The organism is Mesorhizobium sp. WSM4815 (assembly GCF_055811575.1).
The window spans coordinates 91,279-114,583 of sequence record NZ_JBVVQS010000086.1 but is presented as its reverse complement, the minus strand read 5'-3'; the positions used below and the strand labels follow the sequence as shown (position 1 = coordinate 114,583).

Here is a 23,305-nt window from a genome sequence, read left to right as displayed (position 1 = left end):
AAACACCCGGCCAGCAGTCCCGCCCGCTGTCTGGGTGTTGGTTGCGCCTTGCTCGGTGTGTGGGTGGGGGGCTCGACTGTTCATCAATCGATCAAAAATCAGTCGGCGCGCCGCCTTCGGACCGACGTTTGTCGACGAAGGCGTCGAGCTCCTCGCGGATAGCCGGGTCCATGTAGGGCTCTTCATAGGAGGCCAGCCGCTCCTTCCACACCCGATTGGCTTTTTCGATGGCTGTCGGCGATCCGGCTTCCGCCCAGGTCTCGAAATTGCGCCAGTCGGAGATGATAGGCGAATAGAATGCGGTCTTGTAGCGGTCCTGGGTATGTTGGGTGCCGAAGAAATGGCCGCCCGGACCGACGGACTGGATGGCGTCGAAGCCGAGGGCCTCCTCGGAGAGGTCGAGTGGGGTCAGGAACTCCGCCACCATCTGCAGCAGATCAATGTCCAGGATGGTCTTCTCGTAGGAGCAGCGCAGGCCGCCTTCCAGCCAGCCGGCCGCATGCATCATCAGATTGCCGCCGCCCTGGATGGCGCCCCACAGCGAGAACACGCTTTCATAGGCGGCCTGTGCGTCGACCGTGTTGGCGGCGCAGGTGTTGGAGGTGCGGTAGGGGATGTTGTAGCGGCGAGCGAGCTGGCCGCCGACCAATTGCGCCTTCATGTATTCCGGCGTGCCGAAGGCCGGCGCGCCGGACTTCATGTCGACGTTGGAGGTGAAGCCGCCATAGCCGACGGGCGCGCCCTTGCGCACCATCTGGGCGAAGGCAATGCCGGACAGTGCCTCGGCATTCTGCTGCACCAGCGCACCGGCGATGGTCACCGGCGCCATGGCGCCCGACAGGGTGAACGGCGTCACGATGACGACCTGGCCCTTGCTCGACATCTGGATGATGCCTTCCATCATCGGCACGTCGAGCTTGAGCGGCGAATTGGTGTTGATGATGGTGAACACCGACGGCTGTTCGAGAAGCTGTTCGTCGCTGATGCCGCGCGCGATCCTGGTGATCTCGATGCCGTCGACATTGCGCTCCTTGCCGAGCGAGTAGATGTGGAACACCTTGTCGGTCAGCACGCTCAGATCGCGGATGCATTCGAGGTGCCGGACGGACGGATGGATATCGATCGGTTCGACCGGATAGCCGCCGGTGCAGTTCAGGATGTTGTGCATCTGCGCAAGTTTGAGGAAGTTGCGGTAGTCCTGCTGGTTGCCGGGGCGGCGGCCGCGGTCGATGTCGGAACAATTGGGCGCCGACGCCATCATCGAGATGATCAGGTTGTCGCCGCCGAAGCGGACATTGTGCGCCGGATTGCGGGCATGGATGGTGAATTCCGACGGGCAGTGCGAAACCAGCTCGAGGATCATGTCGCTGTCGAAGCGCACCCGCTCGCTGCCTTCGCGGACATCCGCGCCATGCGCCTTCATGATGCGCCTTGCCTCGTCGTGCAGCACGTCGACGCCGATTTCCCTGAGAACGCGCAGCGAGGCGAGGTGGATCGATTCCAGCTCGTCGTCGGAGATCAGCCTGGTCGGCGTCAGCGGGATTTTCAGCTGACGGAAAGGCGGCTGCTCGAACGCCGCCGCTGCGCCGGCGCGCTTGCCCGCGCGGCCGCCACGACGGGCGCGGTCGTTTGCCAATGCCGGTTCGGCGGGATGAAGGGCGGCGGTCATGATAGTCCTCGTACGCTGCGACGGTGCGACGGCATAATGGACCGACCGCCGTCCCGCCATTGCGGAGGCGGCGACCACTAGGACGAGGGAAGCGACATGGACGTTCGCCAGCCGGACGCACCAAGGCGAATCCAGATCTGTGCCCGAACTGTGAAACATGTCACGTTGCGATTACGTCATATTGAGTAAGTACATTGAATACAAACCGTCCTGAGGGAGACTATTTCCGTGTCGGATGTTATCAGCGTGCGTGCAGCGACCAACAACGAAGTCGCTTTCATTGCCTGGGATATTGACGAAATGATCGACGGCTGTCTCGGCTTCGAGATCGTCCGCATCTATCCCGGCACCGGCGAGGAACGCTGTCTGGCGTCCTGGGTGCCTTTCCGGGGGCAACGCAACAAGGACTGGATTCCGCAGGATACCGGCGTCTGGCCGGTGCAGAAGACATTCTGGCGCGATCTTACGGTGCGGCGGCGCCGCGACAGCGTCGAAATCAGGCCGGATGGCGAATTGGTCGCCTACCGGGTGCGTCCGGTCGGCGACATGCGGCCCGGCCTCGATCCGGTGCCGGTGCGCCCCGAGAAAGCTTATAGCGGAGCGGCTCGGCCGCTCGGCTATCTCGGACAAGGCGCCGTCAGCCCGACCATCTTCCTGGGATCGATGTTCGGCAAGGCGCGGCTCGCCTTCACCAACGGCGTGCTCTCGACGCAATGGCTGTCGCGAGCGCTGGAAGACGCCGGCATCAAGGTCGGGCAGCGCGACAAGATCAGGGCCGAGCTTCAGCGTCCCGGCAGCAAGATACGCGCCTACCTTCACGGCGAGGTTCCGGATGTGCTCACCAGCCTGATGAAACGGGCCAAGGCCGAGGGCGGCACTGTCAGGCTTGCCCTCTACGAGCTTGGCGATGACGAGTTGTGCGACGCGATCATCGACGCCAAGGATGTCGTCGACGTCATTCTTTCGAATTCGGGCAGGGATGAACAAACCAAGGCGTGGGACGCGGGCAACGCGCCCTTCAGAAAGCGGCTGCGCGACGCCGGCGTCGTGCTGACCCATCGTCTGTTCAACAACAACCATATCGGCCATAACAAGTTTGCCGTCTACCGCGACGCCCAGGGCAATCCGCAAGCGGTCATGACCGGCAGCACCAATTGGACGTCGACGGGCATTTGCGGACAGTCCAACAACGCCTTCATCCGCGACGACCCTGCCATGGCCGAAGTGTTCGATGCCTATTGGGAACGGATGAAGGCCGACGTGTTCCCGCCGCCGGCGAGCGATAGCGCCGCCGGACGTGTGGCGCAGAAGCAAGGCAGGCCGTTCCGCCTGAAGAATCGCACACCGAACCATGTCGATGGGACCACCATCTGGTTCTCGCCAAACGATCCCGACCGCAGCAAAAAGGACATCTCGGTGCGGCCCGTCGATCTCGAAGATGTTTTCGAACGGATCAAGGCGGCGAAGCAGGCGGTGCTCTTTCTCGTGTTCAATCCGTCGCGGCTTGGCAACAATTCGGTCATCGATCAGGCGGTCGCGGCGGCGACGGCGAATCCAAAGCTGATCGTGCAGGGCGCAATCAGCGATCACACCGCCATGCCCAACTATATTGCTTCGACCCGGGATCCAGTCACCAACAAATCGAACAAGGACGGCAAATCGCCATTCGTCTTTCCGGAGAAGGTCTGGGAGGCGCCGAACGTCTCCATCGTCAGGGCGGCCAACCTGACGGGGGCCTCCGTTGCGCGGGATTTCCAGGCGGAAGTGCTGACCGTCGGCCATGCGATCGTGCACGACAAGATCGTGATCATCGATCCGATGGCCGACAATGCGACCGTCATCGCCGGCAGCCACAACCTTGGCTACAAGGCGTCCTATGAAAACGACGAGAACATGGTGATCGTCGAAGGCGACAAGACGTTCGCTGCGGCCTTTGCGGTGCATATGCTCGACGTGTTCGACCACTACAAGTTCCGCGCCTGGCGCAGAACGATTGGAGAAGGACCGTCGGACAATGACGGGCTCTCCATCGACGACAAGTGGCTGAAGCCTTACGCGGAGGGCAGGAAGGGGGCGATTGCCCGGTATTTTCCGTAGTGGCCTGAATGGCGTCGCGGAGTCCTTAACAAGGCATGCTCTGGCTGGCGCAAGCGGTTCCTGCCGCCGGTGCTTCCCGGCACGCCGCCGAACCGCTAATCGTGCAGGTTTCGTGGTGCGGATCATGGACCGGGCGGAACAGAACAGCGACCAGACAATGCAGTGGGCGGCGATCACCGGCGTGATCGCCACCGTTTCGGTGTTCGCCATCGCGCAAGGGCTGAGCTACCCGCTGCTGAGCTTCATCCTGCAGCGCCAGGGCGTCTCGCCGGCCATGATCGGCCTGTCGGCGGCAATGACGCCGGTCGGCTTTATCGTCTCGTCGCCGCTTATCCCGGCGCTGGCGCGCCGGTTCGGGGCAGGGCGCACGGCGCTCACCTGCGCGGCCCTTTCCGCGATCATGCTGGCGCTGATCGGCTGGACGCAAAATGTCTATCTCTGGTTTCCACTGCGCTTCCTGATCGGCGCGGTGACCAATCCGCTCTATGTGCTGAGCGAGATCTGGGTGATCGCGCTGGCGCCTCCGGCGCGCCGCGGTCGCGTGATGGGCATCTATTCTACAGTCATTTCGGCAGGTTTCGCGGCCGGCCCGCTGTGCCTGCTCGCGGTCGGCACCGAAGGATGGCCGCCGTTTCTCGTCGGCATCGCCGCATTCGTCTTTTGCGGCGTCTGCTTGGCGCTGGTGCTGGGACGGCTGCCAAAGGTCGATGAAGCCGGGCACCAGGTTTCGGTGATGGGGTTCATGCCGATGGCATGGCTGCTGCTGTCGGCGGTGGTGGTGGCCGCCGGTTTCGAACAGGGGGTGCTGGCACTGCTGCCGGTCTACGGAGCGCATTATGGCATCGCGGAGGCGCGCATGTCGGCGCTGCTGTCGATGATGATCGCCGGCAACATCGCCATGCAGGTGCCGCTCGGCCTGCTGGCGGAACGGCTGACGGCGCGTCTGGTGCGATTTATCTGTGTATCGTTAACGGTGCTTGGATGCGTGCTGTTGCCGGTTCTCATCGAGACGCCGCTGATCTGGCCGTGCGTGTTTGTCTGGGGTGCGGTTTCCTACGGTATCTACACGATGTCGATCATCGAGCTCGGCGAGCGGTTCACCGGCTCGGCACTGGTCGCCGGCAACGCTGCCTTCTCGCTAATGTGGGGCGTCGGCGGCATCGCCGTGCCGCCGCTGGCGGGCGGCGCCATGGATATTCTCGGTGCGGACGGCCTGCCGATCACGCTTGGCGCCATTTGTCTGGCGTTGGCGGTCACAACCGTATTGCGGGGGCGAGCGGTCTAAAGCGCGTCGCATTTGAACGGCCTCATGCGACGCGCTTTAGGTTGTTGTTTTTATGCATGTCGTTACCGCAAAACCGCTGCACACTTTTGCGCGACATGCATTAATACAATTGCGGGGTGCCTTCATTTCCTTGCCATCTGGAAATGGCCCATAAATCACACTCGGCATGGTGTTCAGAGGGATGCATCCTGCGTAGGAGGTCTCGAATTTCAACGGCACGATCAAAATCGGGTATCAATCCAACATCGGACAGTTCCGTGTTCGCAAACACGTCAGGAAATCCTCCGCAGTTGGTCAGAGCGCTTATGGAGACGTCTTGATCCAACAAGTCGTAGCCCAGGAAGGTAAATCCGTTCCAGTCGAGTGAACGCACTTCAAGCGATGGTCTTCGGATCACATTAAGGACATTCAAGTCGCCCGGATCGGCCAACTCCGAAAGGAGGAAGTCCAGGTCCACAAAGAAATCGAGCATGTAGTCCTCGTTAACAATATGGGGCCAGTAGCTGTCCTTTACCTCTCCCAGCGCGACCGGCCCGAGCATTCCATCGAGTGAGACGACCTCGCTTAATTGGGTGAGGCCGGACCAGTTTATGTACATGGTCCACGCAGTGCCGCTGAAAGGACCGAACTTCTCTTTGGCAATGTACAGATGTTGCATGGATTCCCTCGTGGCCTGCCGGCGGCAGGCGGCCCCACCTTAGGAGGCCAACAGCGCAATGGCTCCTTTTGCGTTCCAAGTTGAATACCGATAGTGGCAAGACGACGTTGCCGAGCCTTGACGAATTTATCGGAGACCACATGACCAGTTCGAACACAAAGACGCGTCCCAATTCGGCGACTGAGGATCCCTTTCTCTGGCTGGAGGACAGAACGGGCAAGGAAACGCTCGACTGGGTTCACCGTCAGAACGAGATCACGGTCGCCGAGTTGCAGGGCGATCCATCCTACCAGACCTGCTTCCAAACCGCACTGGACCTGATGACGGCCGAAGACAACATTGCCGTCGGGTCTGCGCTCAACGGCCACGTCTATAATTTCTGGCAGGACAAGACCAACGTGCTCGGCCTCTGGCGGCGCACTCCGGTCGCTTCCTACAAGACCGAGAAGCCGGAATGGGAGACGATCATCGACTTCGACAGTCTGTCAGCCAAAGAGGGTGTGAAATGGGTGTTCAGCGGCGCCAGCCGGCTTTACCCCGATTTCAGCCGCTGCCTGCTCAGCCTGTCGCCGGATGGCGGCGACGCCAGCGAAATGCGCGAATTCGACATCGACAGCAAGTCCTTTGTCGAGGGCGGCTTTCGTGCTCCTGCATCGAAGTCGGGCTTCAACTGGCTGGACAAGGACACGGTCATCGTCTCGGCTGCTTTCGAAGAAGACGAAAAAACCCAGTCCGGTTATCCGCGCGTTGTCAAGCTTTGGCAGCGCGGCACCAGGCTGGAGGATGCGACGCCGATTTTCGAGGCGCAGAAGCAGGATCTCGCCGCCGGAGGTTCCCTCGAATTCGACGGCGACAAGCGTCATCTTCTGCTGACCCGGACGCTCGATTTTTTTGCCTCGCACAGTTTTCTGCGTCTGCCCTCCGGTGAAAACAGGCGCATCCCGTTGCCGGACGACGTGACCGACGCGGTGCTGTTCAGGGATCAGTTCGTCTTTGGAGTGCGCAGCCCGTGGACGGCGCCGGACGGCACGCTGTGCAAGCCTGATGGCCTCTATTCGCTGGACTTCGCGCGCTGGATCGAGACCAATGTGCTCGGACCTGTCGAGACCGTGCACGAGCCGGCGGATCGTGTCTCGATTGCCGGGATTGCCCGCACGCGGAACCGGTTGTTCATCAATCTGATGGACAATGTGCGCGGCAAGGTCGTCGCCTGCGATCGCAGCGGCAACGGCTGGTCGCTGCAGCCGGTGGCGCTGCCCGAAAACGGCAGTGTCGGCATCAGCCACGCCGAGCGGTTCGGCTCCAGCGTGTCCTTCTCCTTCACCGATTTCCTGACGCCGAGTTCGATCATCTGGTCGGACGACAACGCTGCGACGCTGACAACGGTGAAATCGCAGCCGGCGCGTTTCGATGCGTCGTCGCTGGTCTCGGAACAGTTCGAGGCACGCTCGAAGGACGGCACCAAAATCCCTTATTTCGTCGTCAGGCGGCGCGACCAGAACGGGCCGGTGCCGACGCTGCTTTACGGATATGGCGGCTTCGAAGTGCCGCTGCTGCCCGGCTATGCCGGCGTGCGCGGCCGGCTGTGGCTGGAAAAGGGCAATGCCTATGTGCAGGCCAGTATCCGCGGCGGCGGCGAGTTCGGTCCGAACTGGCATCAGGCCGCGCTCAAGGCCAATCGCCAGAACGCCTTCGACGATTTCGCCGCGGTCGCGCAAGACCTGGTGAAACGCGGCATCGCCACGCCGGCGACGCTTGGCATCCAGGGCGGCTCGAATGGCGGCTTGCTGACCGGCGTTTCGCTGACCCAGCATCCCGAGCTTTTCGGTGCGGTGATCATCGACGTGCCGCTGCTCGACATGCTGCGCTACACCGAGCTGCCGCCCGGCGCATCCTGGATGGCCGAGTATGGCGATCCGGCGAAGCCGGAAGAGGCCGCGTCGCTGGCGGCTTACTCGCCTTATCAGCATGTCGAGCCCGATGCCGCCTATCCGCCGGTGCTGCTGACGACATCGACGGCCGACGACCGCGTCCATCCCGGCCATGCGCGCAAGATGGCGGCGCGGCTGCAGGCTGCCGGCCACGCGAAGACGCTGTTTTTCGAGGAGACCGAGGGCGGCCATGGCGGGCGCGGCGATCGCCGGCCGCAAGCGGCACAGGCGGCGATGAAGTATGTCTTCCTGCAACGGGCGCTGGCCGGAACGGCTTGAACGGAACGGCTTGAACTGAGCGCATCAGACCGCCTAAGATGCTGCATGGGTCGGATGAAGGCATCATGCGCATTTGGGGTGGCGGTGACGCCGTCGCCGCGCACGCTTCGCGCCGAGCTTTTGCGGCTTTGCGCCCGCATCGGCTATTCGCCGCCCGCCTTCCTCTGACGAATCCGCCCCCGCTGCAATTGCCGGATTGTCTGCAATTGCCGGATTGGTTCAAGAGGAAGATCAGACATGACCTATCAGAATTATTCGCTGAAGCAGCTTCAGCAGATCGATGCTGCGCATCACCTTCATCCGTTTACCGACCACAAGGAGATGCGCGAGGCCGGCTCACGCATCATCACCCACGCCAACGGGCCGTTCATCTACGATTCCGAAGGCACGGAAATCCTCGACGGCATGGCTGGGCTGTGGTGCGTCAACATCGGTTATGGCTGCGATGAGCTGGCCGACGCCGCTTACGCCCAGATGAAGGAACTGCCCTACTACAATTCCTTCTTCAAATGCTCGACCCCGACACCGGTGCTGCTGGCCAAAAAGCTGGCGGAACTGGCGCCGAAGCATGTCAACCAGGTGTTCTTCGGCTCGTCCGGTTCGGAGGCCAACGACACGGCGCTGCGCCTCGTGCGCCACTATTGGGCATTGGAAGGCAAGCCGGAGAAGAACCGCATCATCTCGCGCAAGAGCGCCTATCACGGCTCGACCATCGCCGGCACGTCGCTGGGCGGCATGGAGCCGATGCACAAGCAGCTCAACGGCGCGGTTCCCAACATCGTCCATGTGATGATGCCTTATGCCTATGAGCTGGCTCTGCCCGGCGAAAGCGACCATGATTTCGGCCTGCGCGCGGCCAAGGCCGTCGAGGATGCCATCCTCGAAGCCGGCGCCGACAAGGTCGCCGCCTTCATCGGCGAGCCGGTGATGGGAGCAGGCGGCGTGAAGATACCGCCGATGAGCTATTGGCCGGAAGTGCAGCGCATCTGCCGCAAATACGATATCCTGTTGATGCTCGACGAGGTCATCACCGGCTATGGCCGCACCGGCGAGTGGTTCGCAGCTCAGACATTCGACATCGAGCCCGATACCATCACCACCGCCAAGGCGCTGACCTCCGGTTATCAGCCGCTGTCGGCGCTGCTGGTCGGTGACCGCATCGCCGCGACGCTGGTCGAGAAGGGCGGCGAGTTCAATCACGGCTATACCTATGCCGGCCACCCCGTGGGCTGCGCCGTGGCGCTGAAGAACCTCGAGATCATCGAGCGGGAAGGTTTGGTCGATCGGGTCAAGAACGACACCGGACCCTATTTCGCCAAGGCGCTGCAGGAGCACGTCGGCGGGCACAATCTGGTCGGCGAGGTGCGCTCGATCGGCCTGATGGCGGCGATCGAGATCGTCAGCGACAAGGCGACCAAGGCGCGCTTCCTGCCGGCCGGGAGCGCGGCCGTGACCGTCCGAGACCACGCAGTTGCCCAGGGCATGATGCTGCGCGCCACCGGCGATACGATGATCCTGTCGCCGCCGCTGATCTGGACGCGCGAGACGATCGATATGGCCTGCAGCCGCATCGCCAAGGCGCTTGATCTGGCGCAGGCCGATTTGCGCAAGCAATAAGGTAGAAGGATCGCCGGGCGTCCTGCGGCCGGACGCCCGGCGTTTGAATGCCGGATTCTGCCAGCCGGAGGAGCCGCTCACCAAGAACCGAGGCCCGATCGGCGGATTTCACTTTTTTGTCTCGGGCAGCGCCGCTTTGCTCAAGGTCGTGCTGCGCTTCGGTACGGCGCGCCGCCGCATAAATCGCGCAAGCAAGTTCCGTCTTCTCTTGCGCTGGACAAGATCGATATCGCTGACAAGCTTTGCGCCGCCCTCGCGCCGCTCCAATGTGATCTTGCGGCTATGAAAGGCTTCCAGCTCGGCGCGATGCGCGACGCTTATGATGGTGACCTTCGGCAATTCGTGAACGATCATCTCCATCATCTTGTCCTGGCTCTTTTCATCGAGTGCTGACGTTGCTTCATCCAGCACGATGATATCGGGGCTGTGCAGCAGAAGACGCGCGAAGGCGAGCCGCTGCTTTTCGCCACCCGACAGGGTCTGGTCCCATGGCGCGTCGTCCTCGATCTTGTCGTTCAGATAATCGAGCCCGACTTTGTCGAGGGCAGCCTTGATCTCGTCCAGCGTCCAGCGATCGGCGGCGCCTGGATAGGCGACTGCGCGGCGAAGCGTCCCGGTGGGCACATAAGGCCGTTGCGGCAACATGAACAGCCGTCTGTCGGCGTGGATGTTGACGCTGCCGCCGCCCCACGGCCACAGACCTGCGACGGCCCGCACCAGCGTACTCTTGCCTGAGCCGGATTCGCCGGCGACGAGCACCCGCTCGCCTGATTCGATCACGACCTTGGTTTCCTTGACCACGGCGGTGCCATCGTCGAGCGACACGGAGAGATTGTTCAGGCTGAGCATCGCATCGCCTGCGGCTTCGCCGCGCTTTATGCGTCCGAGCGTGTTGCTCTGCTCCGCGCGCTCGAGCCCGTCGAGCGACATCATCAGCGAGGCGATGCGCCGTGCACAGGCGTTCCAATTGGCGAGACGGGGGTAGTTGTCGACCAGCCATCCGAACGCGCCCTGCACAATGGCAAAGGCAGAGGCAGCCTGCATGACCTGTCCAAGTGTCATGCCGCCTTCGAGAAACTTTGGAGCGCAAAGCAAAACCGGCACGACAGGCGCAAACAGACTCGCCCCCTGCGATACCAGCGCTGTGCGCATGTGCTGACCTGTAAGGAGCGCCCATTGCCTGAGCACATAGGCGAACGTCTTGTCGATGCCGCTACGCTCTTCCTCCTCGCCGCCGAGCAATGCGATACTCTCGCCGTTTTCCCGCACGCGGGTCAGCGTGTAGCGGAATTCGGCTTCCGCCTGATTTTTTTCCTCGGAGAGGTGGACGAAATGGCGGCCAATGACCGCCATCGAGGTGGATGTGATCGCGGCATAGAGCACCGCGGTGATGACGAGAAAGCCGGGAATGGTCACCGTCGAACCTGCGATCGTCAGAGTCAGGGCCCCGCCGATCGTCCAGAGCACCACGATGAAGGTCGAGGCCGACAGAAACGCGTTGATGACACCGGCGATGAAGTCGACCGGGGATTCGGTGGCAATCCGCAAATCCTCCGTGATGCGTGCTTCAGGGTTCTGGTGGTCGCCGCCGACGAGGTTCAACTGAAAGTAGCGGCCGCTTGCAAGCCACCGCGCGATGACCGCGTTGGTGAGCCAGGAACGCCAGCGGCGCTGCATCGTCATGCGAAGGAAGACCTGTGCAACGACAAGGCTTCCGCTTCCGAGCACGAGCGGCACGAAAACGGCGCTCAGGACATAGACGGTGCGCGCATTGCGTTGCTCAAGGGCATCGAAAATTGCGCGATTCCAGACATTGATCCCATACTGGAAGCCGACATTGATGACGATCAGGAGCAATAGGCCGATCGTGTACGGCCAAGCCCGCCTATCGCCTCCGCGGCCCCAGTAACCGCGCGCGCTGATCCAGAAACGCCTCAGCAAGTATCTCTTGCGCGCCTGCTCGGCCTCCTCAGGGGTCAGCTCCGGATCGGGTTCGACGAACTCCAGCGGCGGCGGGGCCGCGCCGACGGTCTCAGACGCGGCTTCGACGGTCGATTGCTTCTCCTGGCGCGACTTCTCGGCATCGCGTGATTTGGAGACCGATTTCGGCTTGGATTTAGCCCCGGACATACCGGCGATAACGGCTTGGAAATCAGAAGGTTTCAATGATGTCCGCTCAAGCCGCTTGATCTCCACGTCAGCGCGGATGCGGTCGTGAGCCTGTCGACAATCTTGCCACAGGACTGATGCGCTTCAGGAGATCTCTGATCGCGCTCACCGAACCCTCGCGCGGGGCAGGGCAATCGCATTTGGATTCTTGCGAAGAGGACCCCCACCCTAACCCTCCCCACAAGGGGGAGGGAAGCTGCCGCGCGCCTTTATTTCTCCCCTTTGGCGCCGAAGGCAGGCAAGTTGCCAAGGTCAGCGCCAGCGGAAGTCTCCCTCCCCCCTGTGGGGAGGGGTCAGGGGTGGGGGTCCGTCGTAGAGCGAAAACCTCGGCCATCCACCTGCGATGGCCCTGCCGGGCTGGGGAGCGTTGCAGCGACCATCTGTGGGTCGACGTCGGTCAGGACCGCCGCCACCAGGCCGACGACCGTCTGGAGACGCGCCAGGGCGATCGTCTCACTGTCGTTGAAGAATGCGAAATGCAAAAACCGCGCTCCATCGGGAACGCGGCTTTGCCAGATACGCATGGCGCTTCGCTGACTGAACACTTGGCGAAACTTACGGGCTCCGGTACGCGAGACCTGATCCGGAGCGCCGGGCGGTTGCGATAGGCCGCCTCGCACTCCGTTCTACAGGGACATCGTTACCGGGTGGTTATCGATAGTTTAAGCAAATCTAAATTTCCGCGTTTCTTGCCGGAAACCGAAAGTCGGTCGAGTTCGAGGTTGAAAGCGCGTCGCGTCTGCTGCGCACGCTTTGCGCACCCTTGGGGGGGTAAGCCCAAGCTTTTGGGCGACATGCATTACGCCGGGGTGCCGCGCAGGAAATTTATGATGCCGGAGAAGTCGGCAGCGGCATGCCCCTGGGCGTTGAACAGCGCATAAAGCTGGGCGGCCTCGGCGCCCAGCGGCGTCACCGCACCGGCGCTTTGCGCGGCTTCCTGCGACAGTTTCAGGTCTTTCAGCATCAGTGCCGCGGCAAACCCCGGCCTGTAGCCATTGTTGGCCGGCGATGTCGGCACCGGACCAGGGACCGGGCAGTAGGTGGTCAGCGACCAGCACTGGCCCGACGAGTTCGAGGAGACGTCGAACAGCGCCTGGTGCGACAGGCCGAGCTTTTCCGCCAGAACGAAGGCTTCGGCGACGCCGATCATCGAAATGCCCAAGATCATGTTGTTGCAGATCTTTGCCGCCTGTCCGGCGCCGTCATCGCCGCAATGGACGATGCGGCCGGCCATCGGCTTGAGGATTGGTTCGGCCTTGGCAAAAGCTTCCTTCGCGCCGCCGGCCATGAAGGTCAGCGTGCCGGCGGCGGCGCCGCCGGTGCCGCCGGAAACCGGCGCGTCGATCGACAGCAGCTTGTGTCTGGCGGCAATGGCGTGGGCTTTTCGTGCCGATTCGACGTCGATGGTCGAGGAATCGATGAACAGCGCGCCTTTTTTCGCTTTTGGCACGATGTCTTCATAGACCGACAGAACGTGTTTGCCGGCCGGCAGCATGGTGATGACCACATCGGCCTCCTTCACCGCGGCAACGGCATTGGCCATGACGACGACCCCATGCTCCTTGGCGTTGGCGAGATTTTCCGGGATCAGGTCGAAGCCGTGAACGGCATATCCAGCCTTGACGAGATTGGCTGCCATCGGATTGCCCATATTGCCGAGGCCGATGAAGGCGATGGTGGTCATGGTGGCACTCCGTGGTTTGGGTAAGGCAGCAGTAGGGCAGTAGGGCAGTAGGGCAGTAGGGCAGTAGGGCAGTAGGGCAGTAGGGCAGTAGGGCAGTAGGGCAGCCTATTCGGGCGCTAGTTGCTTAGAAGTTGCGAAGCATTTTTTCGATGCCTAGGTCGCATCTGATAAGCTTGATCATGCGCCAGATATCTCCCCTGCTGCCATACAATAGGTCCTTGTAAGAATTGATCCTGCCGGTCATTTCTACTGCCCTACTGCCCTACTGCCGCCCGATCAGCGCGCGTGCGATGATGACGCGCATGATCTCGTTGGTGCCTTCGAGAATCTGGTGAACGCGCAAATCCCGCACCAGCTTCTCGATGCCGTAATCGTGCAGATAGCCATAGCCGCCATGCAGTTGCAGCGCGTCGTTGGCAACGTTGAAGCCGACGTCGGTGACGAAGCGCTTCGCCATCGCCGACCATTTCGAGGCGTCCGGGGCCTTGCGGTCGAGCTTCGAGGCAGCGGCGTAAAGGAATATCCGTGCTGCCTGCAACTCGGTCTCCATGTCGGCCAGCTTGAATTGCAGCGCCTGGAACTGGTTGATCTTGGCTCCGAAGGCCTTGCGTTCGGCGGTGTAGGACAGCGCCTTGTCGAGCGCCGATTGCGCCCCGCCCAGCGAACAGGCGGCGATGTTGAGCCGGCCGCCGTCGAGCCCGGCCATGGCGATGCCGAAGCCGGCGCCTTCGTCCGAGAGCAGGTTTTCACCCGGCACCTTGCAGTCCTCGAAGACGACCTGGCGGGTCGACTGCATGTGCCAGCCCATCTTGTGCTCGTTGGCGCCGAAAGACAGGCCGGGCGCATCTTTCGGCACGACGAAGGTCGAAATACCCTTCGGACCGTCGGCGCCGGTGCGCGCCATGACGATGTAAAGGTCGCTGTCGCCGGCGCCCGAAATGAACTGCTTGACGCCGTTCAGCACATAGTCGCCGCCGCTCCTCACTGCACGCGTCTTCAGCGCCGCAGCATCCGATCCCGAACCCGGCTCGGTCAGGCAATAGCTCGCCAGCCATTCCATCGAGGTCAGCTTCGGCAGGAAGTGCTGGCGCTGCTCGTCGCTGCCGAAGCGGTCGATCATCGAAGCCACCATATTGTGGATCGAGATGAAGGAGGAGAAGGCCGGATCGGCGCGCGAAAGCGCCTCGAAGATCAGCACCGCGTCGAGCCGGCCGAGCGCTGAGCCGCCGACATCGTCACCGACATAGATGCCGCCAAGCCCGAGCGGGCCAGTCTCGCGGATCACGTCCGCCGGAAAATGCTTGTTGCGGTCCCAGTCGAGCGCGTTCGGCGCAACGCGATCGGCAGCGAAGGCCTCGGCCATTTGCTGGATGGCGCGCTGGTCCTCGTTGAGTTCGAACTGGCTGGTGCCCGCATCAACAGCGGCGTCCATGGCGTGCTCCGTAATGTCTTCGGCCTCCTGGCCTGTCGTTTTTGGCTTTGCGCGCGGTTCAATCTAGACCAATGATGCCGCCGCGCAAGCCGACTAGCTCCATCCAACGATCTGGGGCGGCTGTGTGATAATGCGTGTCTGGGGCAAGGCGTGACGACAAATTTCGATGAGCTGCTTGAACGGTTCCACGCCACGCTCGAAACATTCGATGATGCGCTGGTGCGCGATGCGGTGGCCCGGATCGGCTGGGTCATGCCGGCGCGTCCGCTCGAGCCGCGTCCGCTTGCCTGCCTGCGCGAGCTCGACCGCATCGTCGAGCTTGCTCCGGCCAACGCCCAGCCGTTGGCGCGGCTGCTTGCGGAGCGTCGCGGCGAGCTGCGCTGGGGGCAGACCTACAGCGAGGCGGATCTCGGCAAGACATTCATCGACAAGTACGGCTGGCTGGAGGTCTTCGGCATGCGCGGCCATTTCGTCAACGACGAGGTCGCGGCCGGCTTGCTGATCCTCGGACCTGAAATCGTCTATCCCGACCACCATCATGTCGCCGAGGAGATCTACATTCCGCTGACCGGCGGCACCGAATGGCGCATGGACGAAGACGACTTTCGCAAGCGAGAGGCGGGTGAGGTGATCCACCATGCCTCTGATGTCAGCCATGCCATGCGCACCGGCAAGGAGCCTCTGCTGGCGCTCTACATCTGGCGCGGCGGACCACTGGCCGCGAAATCCACGATCACCGGCAGCGTTTCACAGGGCAGGTATTAATGGCGGCCAAGGCGATCATGCTGCAGGGCACAGGCTCCGATGTCGGCAAGACGGTGCTGGTCGCGGGCCTCTGCCGCGTGGCGAAAAAGCGTGGGCTGAAGGTGCGGCCGTTCAAGCCGCAGAACATGTCGAACAACGCCGCCGTCGCCAATATACCGGGCGACAGACGCGGCGGCGAGATCGGCCGCGCCCAATGGCTGCAGGCGATCGCCTGTGGCGTTGCGCCCACGGTCCATATGAACCCGGTGCTGCTCAAGCCGCAGACCGATATCGGCGCCCAAGTGGTGGTGCAGGGCAAGGTGTTCGGCGAGGCGCGGGCGCGCGACTACCAGGCGCTGAAAGCCCGGCTGATGGATGCCGTGCTCGAATCCTGGGCCAAGGTCGCCGAGGGTGCCGACCTCGTCATCGTCGAAGGCGCCGGCTCGCCGGCCGAGATCAATCTCAGGAGCCGCGACATCGCCAATATGGGCTTTGCGACGCGCGCCAACGTGCCGGTGATCCTGGTCGGCGACATCGACCGCGGCGGCGTCATCGCCTCGGTCGCCGGCACCCATCTGATCCTGCCGGAAGAGGACCGGCGCATGATCGTCGGCTATCTCATCAACAAGTTCCGCGGCGATGTCTCGCTGTTCGATGACGGCATCAAGGCGATCGAGAGTTTCACCGCCTGGCGCTGTTTTGGCGTCGTGCCGTGGCTGAAGGCGGCGGCGCGGCTGCCCTCGGAAGATTCGGTTGTGCTCGAACGCCTGGCGTCCGGCGAGAAGCGCGCGCTGAAGGTGGCCGTGCCGATGCTTTCGCGCATCGCCAATTTCGACGACCTCGACCCGCTCAAGGCCGAGCCGCAGGTCGAGGTCGTCTTCGTGCCGCCCGGCCAGCATTTGCCGGACGACGCTGGGCTGGTGGTCATTCCCGGCTCGAAGTCGACGATCGGCGATCTGCTAAGATTCCGCGAGAATGGCTGGGACCGCGACCTTGTCGCCCACCGCAAGCGCGGCGGCCACGTCGTCGGCATCTGCGGCGGCTTCCAGATGCTCGGCCGTGTCGTGCGCGATCCCGACGGCATCGAGGGCAGCGCCACCGAGACCGAGGGGCTCGGCCTGCTCGACGTCGAAACGGTGATGCAACCGGAAAAGACGGTGCGCAATGTCAGCGCGCGCTCGGTCCAGTTCGACCTGCCGCTCGAGGGCTACGAGATCCATCTCGGCCGCACCACCGGTCCCGACACGCTGCGGCCGTCCGCCGTCATCAACGGCGCCGATGACGGCGCCGTCTCCGCCGACGGCAAGGTGTCGGGGACCTATCTGCACGGGCTGTTTTCCGCCGACGCTTTTCGGGCGAAATTCCTGGAAAATCTCGGCGTCAAAGGCGGCGGCATCGATTATCGCGCCGAGGTCGAACGGGCATTGGACGAGGTCGCAGCCGAACTGGAAACCCACCTCGACTGCGACGCCATCTTTGGTCTGGCGCGTTAGCTGGCGGGCTCACCGGCCTTTGGCCAATAGGTGCCGAACGACCAGACATTGCCTTCCGGATCGCGGCAGATGAACTCGCGGCTGCCATAGTCGCGGTCGGTGAGCTCTTCCAGCATTTCGGCGCCGGCCTTTTTTGCTCTGGCATAAGCGGCATCGGCATCGTCGACGGCAACATAGATCGATCTGCCGCCACCCGGGCCAGGCGCACCGACCATCTGGCCAAACTTGTCGTCGCGTGCGGTGCCCAGCATGATCATCGAAGAGCCGAAAGTCACTTCGGCGTGTTGGACGATGTCGCCTTCGCCGTAGCGGGCATGAACGGCAAAGCCGAAGGCTTCACCCAGCCAGTCGATCATTTTCGCGGCATTGCGGTAGCGCAAGGTCGGATAGAGCCTGGGCGGTTCGACTGACATGGTCATGGCGATCTCCTTCAATTGGATTGGACGATAATCCAGTCTGGGCGAAGGCTTTTCCCACGTCTTGAAGAAATGTTACCTGCGCCTCTATGCCTGGGCGGCCAGCGCCGTCGGCGTTTCGCCGGCAAGGTCGCGGAATTCGCGCACCAGATGCGCCTGGTCGGCATAGCCGCAATCGGCGGCGATATCAGCCCAATCGGATTTGTCCTGCCTTGACAGGCCGAGCGCCCGGTTGAAGCGGGCGATGCGCGACAGCGTCTTGGGGCCGACGCCGATCGCGTTGGAGAATTTTCCCGCGAGATGCTTGCGGCTCCAGCCCAGCCTGTCGGCGAGCGATGCGACGCGAATGCGGCCACCCGAGACGATGATCCGGTCATAGGCCCAGGCGATTTCGGCCTGCATTTCGCGGGCGTCAGTCAGCCGCGCGGCGACGAACGTCTCGACAATGGCAAAACGTGCGCTCCAGCCGTGCGCATTGCCAAGTCTTTCGCGCAGCGCGATGCCTTCGATCCCGAGCACATCGTCGAGGCCGACCATGCGGTCGGTCAGTTCGCTCATCGCAAGGCCGAAGAAGCGTCGGGCGCCGAGCGGGGTGAAATTGACCTGGATGCAGCAGGCGCCGCCGCGGGATTCGATCACCACCGGACCGGCATAGAGGCCGGCGGCGAAACTGGCGAAGCGGTCGTTGTCGCCCGGCTCCTTGCCGAGCCCGATGGCGAAGGGTTCGGCAAAGCTGATGACCAGCGGCACGGTCAGCGATGCGTATTCGACGTTGCGGAAACGGCCGGGCATGGTTTCGCGGTAGCCGCAGATGTCAGTGACTGAACCCTGGAGCCAAGGGCCAGGCGCACGCCGAACCATCTCGAACCGGTCGAGGCCAGGACTGTGCTGGTTGCTGCCGTCTTCGCTCTGGGCAGACATGAGCTTTCCTCCGCCCGCGGATGGTAGCAGACCAACCCTCAGAATCAAAAGTGCCCGGCTTGTGGCCGGGCGCTCCGAGTTGCCTGAGAGATCTGAGGGCTTAAGCGCCGCGAACCAGGCAGCCGCCGGCAAGCACGACATAAGCGATGAGGACGATCCACACCGAGGCCAGGGGAATGAACGCAAAAACGCCGAGAGCGGCGAGAAGACCGATGATGGCGATAACAAGGGATATGATGAAAATAAGCTGCGTAGGCGCACTGAGATTCATGTGTGGCTCCTCCGACATGATTCGTACAACCGCATTCTATCAGGCGCCCCGTTCACACACCAATCAGCGTGCGCAGCGGGTTCGCCCGGTCAGCCGGTAGCTTGATGGGAGTGGCCCGGAGGATGCGGCGCGTTGCTGTGGGCGCCTTCTCCCTTCTCCCCTTGTGGGAGAAGGTGGCCGAGCGAAGCTCGGTCGGATGAGGGGTGTTCCGGCTTGGAACCGACAGCGCTCCGGCCAGCACCCCTCATCCGTCTCGGCGCTACGCGCCGATCCACCTTCTCCCACAAGGGGAGAAGGGAAGAGCAGCCGACCATTTGCGCAAGCCCGATTCCGCGCTACCTATTTGCAACGAATCGGAAAGGGGTCGCTGATGGCATTCGCACTGCTGGAGCAGATACGCTCGATCTTCGACGGCGACCCCGGCGTGCGCAAGGTCGCGGACGATCCGGTGCTGTCGGCGGAACTGCTGATGCTGTTTCGCATGATCTTGGCCGACGGCACGGTCAACGAGAGTGAAATGGCCGCCTTCAGGCGCATCTGCCGGGAAGCCTTCGGCATTCCGGAAGCCAGCATCGACAGCGTCATCGAGTATCTCAACGAGTTCGGCTACGAGACCAACGGCTCGCAAGCCATCGCGCAGTTCCGTGACCTCGACGTCGAGAGGCGCAGCCTGCTTGCCCGCCATATGGCCGAGATCGCCAAGGCCGATTCGCAACTTGCCGGGACAGAGATGCAGCTCTTGCGCCGCACCCTCGACTTGCTCGACATCAGCCCGGCCGATGTGGTGAAGGCCGAACGGTAAGCCTCTCCCGACGGTCGGCTGTTTACCCCTGTTCCTGTAGCCGCCGGGCAATCGCGCGGTGCAGGTCCGGGGCCGCAGCGACCAGCGCCTTGGCGGCTTCGGACTGCGGATGGTCGAGAACATCGCTCGTCCTGCCGCGCTCGACGATCTTGCCGGCATGCATGATCATCACCTGGTCGGTAATGGCGCGGGCAACGGTCAGATCGTGGGTGATGAACAGATAGGCAACGCCGAGCTTCTGGTTGAGCTCGGCGAACAGATCGAGAATCTGGGCGCGGATCGAGACGTCGAGCGCCGAGACCGGCTCGTCGGCGACAACCAGCTTGGGGCGGGTGATGATGGCGCGGGCGATCGACAGGCGCTGGCGCTGGCCGCCTGAAAATTCGTGCGGATATTTGTCCATGTCGCGTGGACCAAGGCCGACCTCGTGCAAGGCCTTTGCCACCATCTCGCGCCGCTCTGCATTGGTCGGCCTTTTCTCCAGGACGTGCAGTGGCTCGGCGACCAGTTTTTCCACCTTCTGGCGCGGATCGAAGGAGCCGTATGGGTCCTGGAACACCACCTGCATGTCGCGGCGCGCCGGCTTGAGCTCCGCCTCGCTCTTGTCGGTGATGACTTCGCCGCGAAACCGGATCGTTCCCGATGTCGGCCCGTCCAGCGCCAGGACCATGCGGGCAAGCGTGGACTTGCCGCAACCGGAACGCCCGACCAGCGCCACAGACTGCCCAGGATCGATCGAGAACGAGACATCGTCGACGGCGCGGGTCGGAACCGCGCGCTTCAGCAGCGATTTGCGCCGTCCCGGATAGTCCCGCGTCACGCTTTCTACCTGAAGAAGAGGTTTGGCCTGGAGCATGGGGTTGTCTTGGCCGACCTCGTTTGTCCTGGCACGCGCCGGCACATGCATCGAGGCCTGCGCCAGTTGTCTTGTGTAGGGATGAAGCTGCTCGGACAAGGTGCGCGCCGTGTCGCCGGCCTCCATCACTTCGCCGTGGCGCAGGATGGTGATGCGCTCCGCCATTTCGGTCACCACCGCGAGGTCATGCGAGATCAACAGCAGACCCATGCGGTTTTCTGAAACCAGGTCGCGCAACAGGTCGAGGATTTGCGCCTGCAGCACGACGTCGAGCGCCGTCGTCGGCTCGTCGGCGATCAGCAGTTTTGGTTTTAGCGCGCAGGCGATGGCGATGACGACGCGCTGGCGCTGGCCGCCGGAAAGCTCGTGCGGATAGCGCGACAGCGGGAATTGCGCTGCGGGCAAGCCGACCCTGTCGAGCATTTTTCGAGCGCGGTCCTCGGCGTCGGCGCGGCTTGCCCTGGTGTGCCAGCGGATGCCTTCGGCGACCTGCTCGCCAATGGTCTTGACCGGGTTCAGCGCCGTCATCGGTTCCTGGAAAACCATGCCGATATCATCGCCGCGCAGCGCGCACATCTGGTCTTCGCTGGCCGCGAGGATGTCGATGCCGTCGAAGACGACGCGCCCGCTGGCGCGCGCCGCCCAGGGCAGAAGCCGCATCACCGTCAATGCCGTGATCGACTTGCCCGAGCCGGATTCGCCGACCAGCCCCATCACCTCGCCGGGCGCGACGGCGAGCTCGACATCCCTCAGGATCGGCGTGTCGCCGATCGTCAGCGACAATCTCTCGATTTCGAGCAGGCTCATCGCTGCCGCCGCGATTTGGGGTCGAGGATGTCGGCAATACCGTCACCGAGCAGGTTCAGTCCAAGCACGGTGACGACGATCGCCATGCCTGGAAAGATCGCCATCCACGGCGCCATCCCCATGCGCGTCTGGGCGTCGAACAGCATCCGCCCCCAGCTCGGCATCGGCGGCTGCGTGCCGAGCCCGACATAGGAAAGCCCGGCTTCGGCCAGGATGCCGAGCGCGAACTGAATGGTGCCTTGCACCAGGAGCAAAGTAACGATGTTGGGCAGCACGTGTTCAATGGTGATCAGTGCTTTGCCTTTTCCGGCGGCACGCGCGGCGAGGATGAATTCGCGCGGCCAGATCGCCAGCGCGCCGGCCCGGGCGACGCGGGCGAAGACCGGGATGTTGAAAATGCCGATGGCGACGATGGCGTTGAGCGCGCCCGGGCCGAAGATGGCGGTGATCATGATCGCCGACAGCAGGGCAGGGAAGGCGAAGACGAGATCGTTCAGCCGCATCACCGCCTCGTCGACGACGCCGCCGCGCGCCGCGGCAAGGGCGCCGAGCGGCACGCCAACGCCCATGCCGATACCGACCGCCACCAGCGCCACGGCGATCGAATTGCGGGCCCCGACCATGATCATGGAAAAAATGTCGCGGCCGAAATGATCGGTGCCGAACCAGTGCGCCGGCGAGGGTGCCTGGGTCTTGTCGGCGATGATCAGCCTGGTGACGTCAAAAGGCGTCCAGAAGAACGAGACGATGGCGACCGCCGCCACAAGTGCAGTGATGACGAAGCCGGTGAGGAACGAGCGGTTGGTGAAAGCCTTGACGAGGACGTCGGCAAAATTTTCCTCCGGGATGTCGAAGCGCAGCGTCATTGGCGGCTTCTCAGCCGCGGATCGACGACCGCATAGGAGAGGTCGACAAGCAGGTTGACGGCGATGACGGCGGCGACCAGCAGCATGACGACGCTTTCGACGACGATCAGGTCGCGCTGGGTGATCGCCTGGAACACCAGCCGGCCGAGGCCGGGGAGATAAAAGACGTTCTCGATGATGATGGTGCCGGCGAGCAGGAAGGCGAACTGCAGGCCGAGAATGGTCAGCATCGGGATCATTGCGTTGCGCAGCGCGTGCCGCCACAGCACCGCGCGATAGGGCAGACCCTTGGCGCGGGCAGTGCGGATATAGTCCTCGTTCAGCACTTCGATCAGCGCCGAGCGGGTGACTCGGGCGAGGATCGCCGCTTGCGGCAGAGCGAGCGCGATCGCCGGCAGGACCAGCGATTTCAGCGCCGGCCAGACGCCGGCGCTCCATCCCGGAAAGCCGCCGGCCGGCACCAGCCGCAGCCAGACCGCAAACAGGTAGATCAGCATCAGCGCAAACCAGAAGTTCGGCACGGCAACACCAAGCTGGGCGGCGCCCATCGCGATCGTGTCGCCGGCCCGCCCGTGCCGGCCGGCGGAAAACAGCCCGACCGGAATGGCGATGATGGTGGACAGCGCCAGCGCGATCAGGGCCAGCGGCAGCGAGACCACGATGCGCTCGCGGACCAGGTCGATGACCGGCACCGAATAGGTGTAGGAACGGCCGAAATCGAGGCTCAGCAAGCCGCCGGCCCAGTGCAGATAGCGCGCGGCGAGCGGCGCGTTGAGGTCCATCTGGTTGCGCAGCAACTCGACCTGGTCGGCGCTGGCATTCATGCCCAGCATCAGCCGCGCCGGGTCGCCGGGAATGATCTCCAGCACGGCGAAGACCACCATCGAGGCCAGGACCAGCGTGATGAGCGCGATGGCAAGACGCTTGAGGAGATAGGCGGTCATGGGCGGAGGACCGCAGCGCTGCCGGACGCAAAGACCCGGCGACAGTGCTCTTTCACGTCCCCGTCTGTCCTGCCGGACGCGCCGGCCCGAGCCACGGGTCTCGGCAGGGCAGTTGCTTCAGACAAAATATAGCGCTCGACCGGCCAACTGTTAATGTCGGCGCCGCCCCTCATCCGCCTGCCGGCACCTTCTCCCCGTATAGTGACGGGGAGAAGGTGGCTGGCCGCAACCTTGGCACCCCTTCTGCAACGCTGGAGATTGGCGAAATCCTTTGCGAAGGCGTCCTTCTCCCCGTCACTATACGGGGAGAAGTGCCCGGCAGGGCGATGAGGGGCAGCGCAGAACTGAAGCGATTGCCCTGCGG

20 protein-coding genes are annotated in these 23,305 nt (G+C 63.1%); 8 read left to right on the top strand and 12 right to left on the bottom strand.

The window, feature by feature from the left end:
• Positions 1 to 91 precede the first annotated feature (91 nt).
• Complete coding sequence (locus AC0L2B_RS10115; RefSeq protein ID WP_473745197.1) at positions 92 to 1,669, bottom strand: trimethylamine methyltransferase family protein; 1,578 nt, start codon at positions 1,667 to 1,669, stop codon at positions 92 to 94.
• A 228-nt stretch (positions 1,670 to 1,897) separates the two neighbouring features.
• On the opposite strand from AC0L2B_RS10115, the gene AC0L2B_RS10110 reads away from it, so the two are divergent.
• Together AC0L2B_RS10110 and AC0L2B_RS10105 are read left to right on the top strand one after the other, a co-directional pair.
• Positions 1,898 to 3,766: a phospholipase D-like domain-containing protein gene (locus AC0L2B_RS10110; protein ID WP_473745196.1), complete on the top strand. Its 1,869-nt coding sequence runs from the start codon at positions 1,898 to 1,900 to the stop codon at positions 3,764 to 3,766.
• Positions 3,767 to 3,890: 124 nt separating this feature from the next.
• Positions 3,891 to 5,051: an MFS transporter gene (locus AC0L2B_RS10105; RefSeq protein WP_473745195.1), complete on the top strand. Its 1,161-nt coding sequence runs from the start codon at positions 3,891 to 3,893 to the stop codon at positions 5,049 to 5,051.
• Between the two features lie 100 nt (positions 5,052 to 5,151).
• On the opposite strand, the gene AC0L2B_RS10100 is transcribed toward AC0L2B_RS10105, so the two are convergent.
• Positions 5,152 to 5,709 carry a hypothetical protein gene (locus AC0L2B_RS10100; RefSeq protein WP_473745194.1) on the bottom strand — a complete coding sequence of 186 codons (558 nt, stop codon included), beginning with the start codon at positions 5,707 to 5,709 and terminating at the stop codon, positions 5,152 to 5,154.
• Between the two features lie 140 nt (positions 5,710 to 5,849).
• Here AC0L2B_RS10100 and AC0L2B_RS10095 point away from each other — a divergent pair, with 140 nt between their 5' ends.
• The 3 genes from AC0L2B_RS10095 (at position 5,850) to AC0L2B_RS10085 (ending at position 9,536) form a co-directional block, all read left to right on the top strand.
• Positions 5,850 to 7,919: a prolyl oligopeptidase family serine peptidase gene (locus AC0L2B_RS10095; RefSeq protein WP_473745193.1), complete on the top strand. Its 2,070-nt coding sequence runs from the start codon at positions 5,850 to 5,852 to the stop codon at positions 7,917 to 7,919.
• A 54-nt stretch (positions 7,920 to 7,973) separates the two neighbouring features.
• A complete protein-coding gene (locus AC0L2B_RS10090) occupies positions 7,974 to 8,087 on the top strand; it encodes a capsid protein (RefSeq protein ID WP_287066439.1) in 114 nt (37 codons plus the stop codon).
• A gap of 69 nt (positions 8,088 to 8,156) precedes the next feature.
• Complete coding sequence (locus tag AC0L2B_RS10085; protein ID WP_473745192.1) at positions 8,157 to 9,536, top strand: aspartate aminotransferase family protein; 1,380 nt, start codon at positions 8,157 to 8,159, stop codon at positions 9,534 to 9,536.
• Positions 9,537 to 9,644: 108 nt separating this feature from the next.
• Here AC0L2B_RS10085 and AC0L2B_RS10080 read toward each other — a convergent pair whose 3' ends face one another.
• The 4 genes from AC0L2B_RS10080 to AC0L2B_RS10065 form a co-directional block, all read right to left on the bottom strand.
• Positions 9,645 to 11,666, bottom strand: coding sequence for an ABC transporter ATP-binding protein/permease (locus tag AC0L2B_RS10080; RefSeq protein ID WP_473745213.1), 2,022 nt, complete (start codon positions 11,664 to 11,666; stop codon positions 9,645 to 9,647).
• 332 nt (positions 11,667 to 11,998) lie between these two features.
• Complete coding sequence (locus AC0L2B_RS10075) at positions 11,999 to 12,229, bottom strand: hypothetical protein (protein WP_473745190.1); 231 nt, start codon at positions 12,227 to 12,229, stop codon at positions 11,999 to 12,001.
• 275 nt (positions 12,230 to 12,504) lie between these two features.
• On the bottom strand, positions 12,505 to 13,389 hold the full coding sequence (mmsB, locus tag AC0L2B_RS10070) for a 3-hydroxyisobutyrate dehydrogenase (protein ID WP_473745189.1): 885 nt from the start codon (positions 13,387 to 13,389) through the stop codon (positions 12,505 to 12,507).
• 262 nt (positions 13,390 to 13,651) lie between these two features.
• A complete protein-coding gene (locus tag AC0L2B_RS10065; protein WP_473745188.1) occupies positions 13,652 to 14,821 on the bottom strand; it encodes an isobutyryl-CoA dehydrogenase in 1,170 nt (389 codons plus the stop codon).
• Between the two features lie 150 nt (positions 14,822 to 14,971).
• Here AC0L2B_RS10065 and AC0L2B_RS10060 point away from each other — a divergent pair, with 150 nt between their 5' ends.
• Together AC0L2B_RS10060 and AC0L2B_RS10055 are read left to right on the top strand one after the other, a co-directional pair.
• Positions 14,972 to 15,586: a dimethylsulfonioproprionate lyase family protein gene (locus AC0L2B_RS10060; RefSeq protein WP_473745187.1), complete on the top strand. Its 615-nt coding sequence runs from the start codon at positions 14,972 to 14,974 to the stop codon at positions 15,584 to 15,586.
• Entirely contained in the window at positions 15,586 to 17,058 is a 1,473-nt protein-coding gene (locus AC0L2B_RS10055; RefSeq protein WP_473745185.1) for a cobyric acid synthase, read from the top strand. Before AC0L2B_RS10060 ends, AC0L2B_RS10055 begins: the two co-directional genes overlap by 1 nt.
• Here the strand turns inward: AC0L2B_RS10055 and AC0L2B_RS10050 are convergent.
• From AC0L2B_RS10050 to AC0L2B_RS10040, 3 genes are all read right to left on the bottom strand, one after another.
• Positions 17,055 to 17,477 (bottom strand): VOC family protein, encoded by a 423-nt coding sequence (locus tag AC0L2B_RS10050; protein ID WP_473745183.1) that lies wholly within the window; start codon positions 17,475 to 17,477, stop codon positions 17,055 to 17,057. The genes AC0L2B_RS10055 and AC0L2B_RS10050 overlap by 4 nt on opposite strands.
• Positions 17,478 to 17,561: 84 nt before the next feature.
• The gene (locus tag AC0L2B_RS10045; protein ID WP_473745182.1) at positions 17,562 to 18,395 is read right to left on the bottom strand and encodes a helix-turn-helix domain-containing protein; all 834 of its coding nucleotides are present in this window, start codon (positions 18,393 to 18,395) and stop codon (positions 17,562 to 17,564) included.
• A gap of 100 nt (positions 18,396 to 18,495) precedes the next feature.
• Positions 18,496 to 18,666 carry a hypothetical protein gene (locus AC0L2B_RS10040; RefSeq protein ID WP_473745180.1) on the bottom strand — a complete coding sequence of 57 codons (171 nt, stop codon included), beginning with the start codon at positions 18,664 to 18,666 and terminating at the stop codon, positions 18,496 to 18,498.
• A gap of 370 nt (positions 18,667 to 19,036) precedes the next feature.
• Here AC0L2B_RS10040 and AC0L2B_RS10035 point away from each other — a divergent pair, with 370 nt between their 5' ends.
• Positions 19,037 to 19,468, top strand: a complete 432-nt coding sequence (locus AC0L2B_RS10035; RefSeq protein ID WP_473745178.1) for a TerB family tellurite resistance protein — start codon at positions 19,037 to 19,039, stop codon at positions 19,466 to 19,468.
• Between the two features lie 22 nt (positions 19,469 to 19,490).
• On the opposite strand, the gene AC0L2B_RS10030 is transcribed toward AC0L2B_RS10035, so the two are convergent.
• The 3 genes from AC0L2B_RS10030 to AC0L2B_RS10020 are packed head-to-tail and all read right to left on the bottom strand — an operon-like array spanning position 19,491 to position 22,941.
• On the bottom strand, positions 19,491 to 21,131 hold the full coding sequence (locus AC0L2B_RS10030) for an ABC transporter ATP-binding protein (protein WP_473745176.1): 1,641 nt from the start codon (positions 21,129 to 21,131) through the stop codon (positions 19,491 to 19,493).
• Positions 21,128 to 21,997 carry an ABC transporter permease gene (locus AC0L2B_RS10025; RefSeq protein ID WP_473745175.1) on the bottom strand — a complete coding sequence of 290 codons (870 nt, stop codon included), beginning with the start codon at positions 21,995 to 21,997 and terminating at the stop codon, positions 21,128 to 21,130. Before AC0L2B_RS10025 ends, AC0L2B_RS10030 begins: the two co-directional genes overlap by 4 nt.
• Positions 21,994 to 22,941 carry an ABC transporter permease gene (locus AC0L2B_RS10020; protein ID WP_473745173.1) on the bottom strand — a complete coding sequence of 316 codons (948 nt, stop codon included), beginning with the start codon at positions 22,939 to 22,941 and terminating at the stop codon, positions 21,994 to 21,996. The genes AC0L2B_RS10025 and AC0L2B_RS10020 overlap by 4 nt, the downstream gene beginning before the upstream one ends.
• Between the last annotated feature and the right edge of the window lie 364 nt (positions 22,942 to 23,305).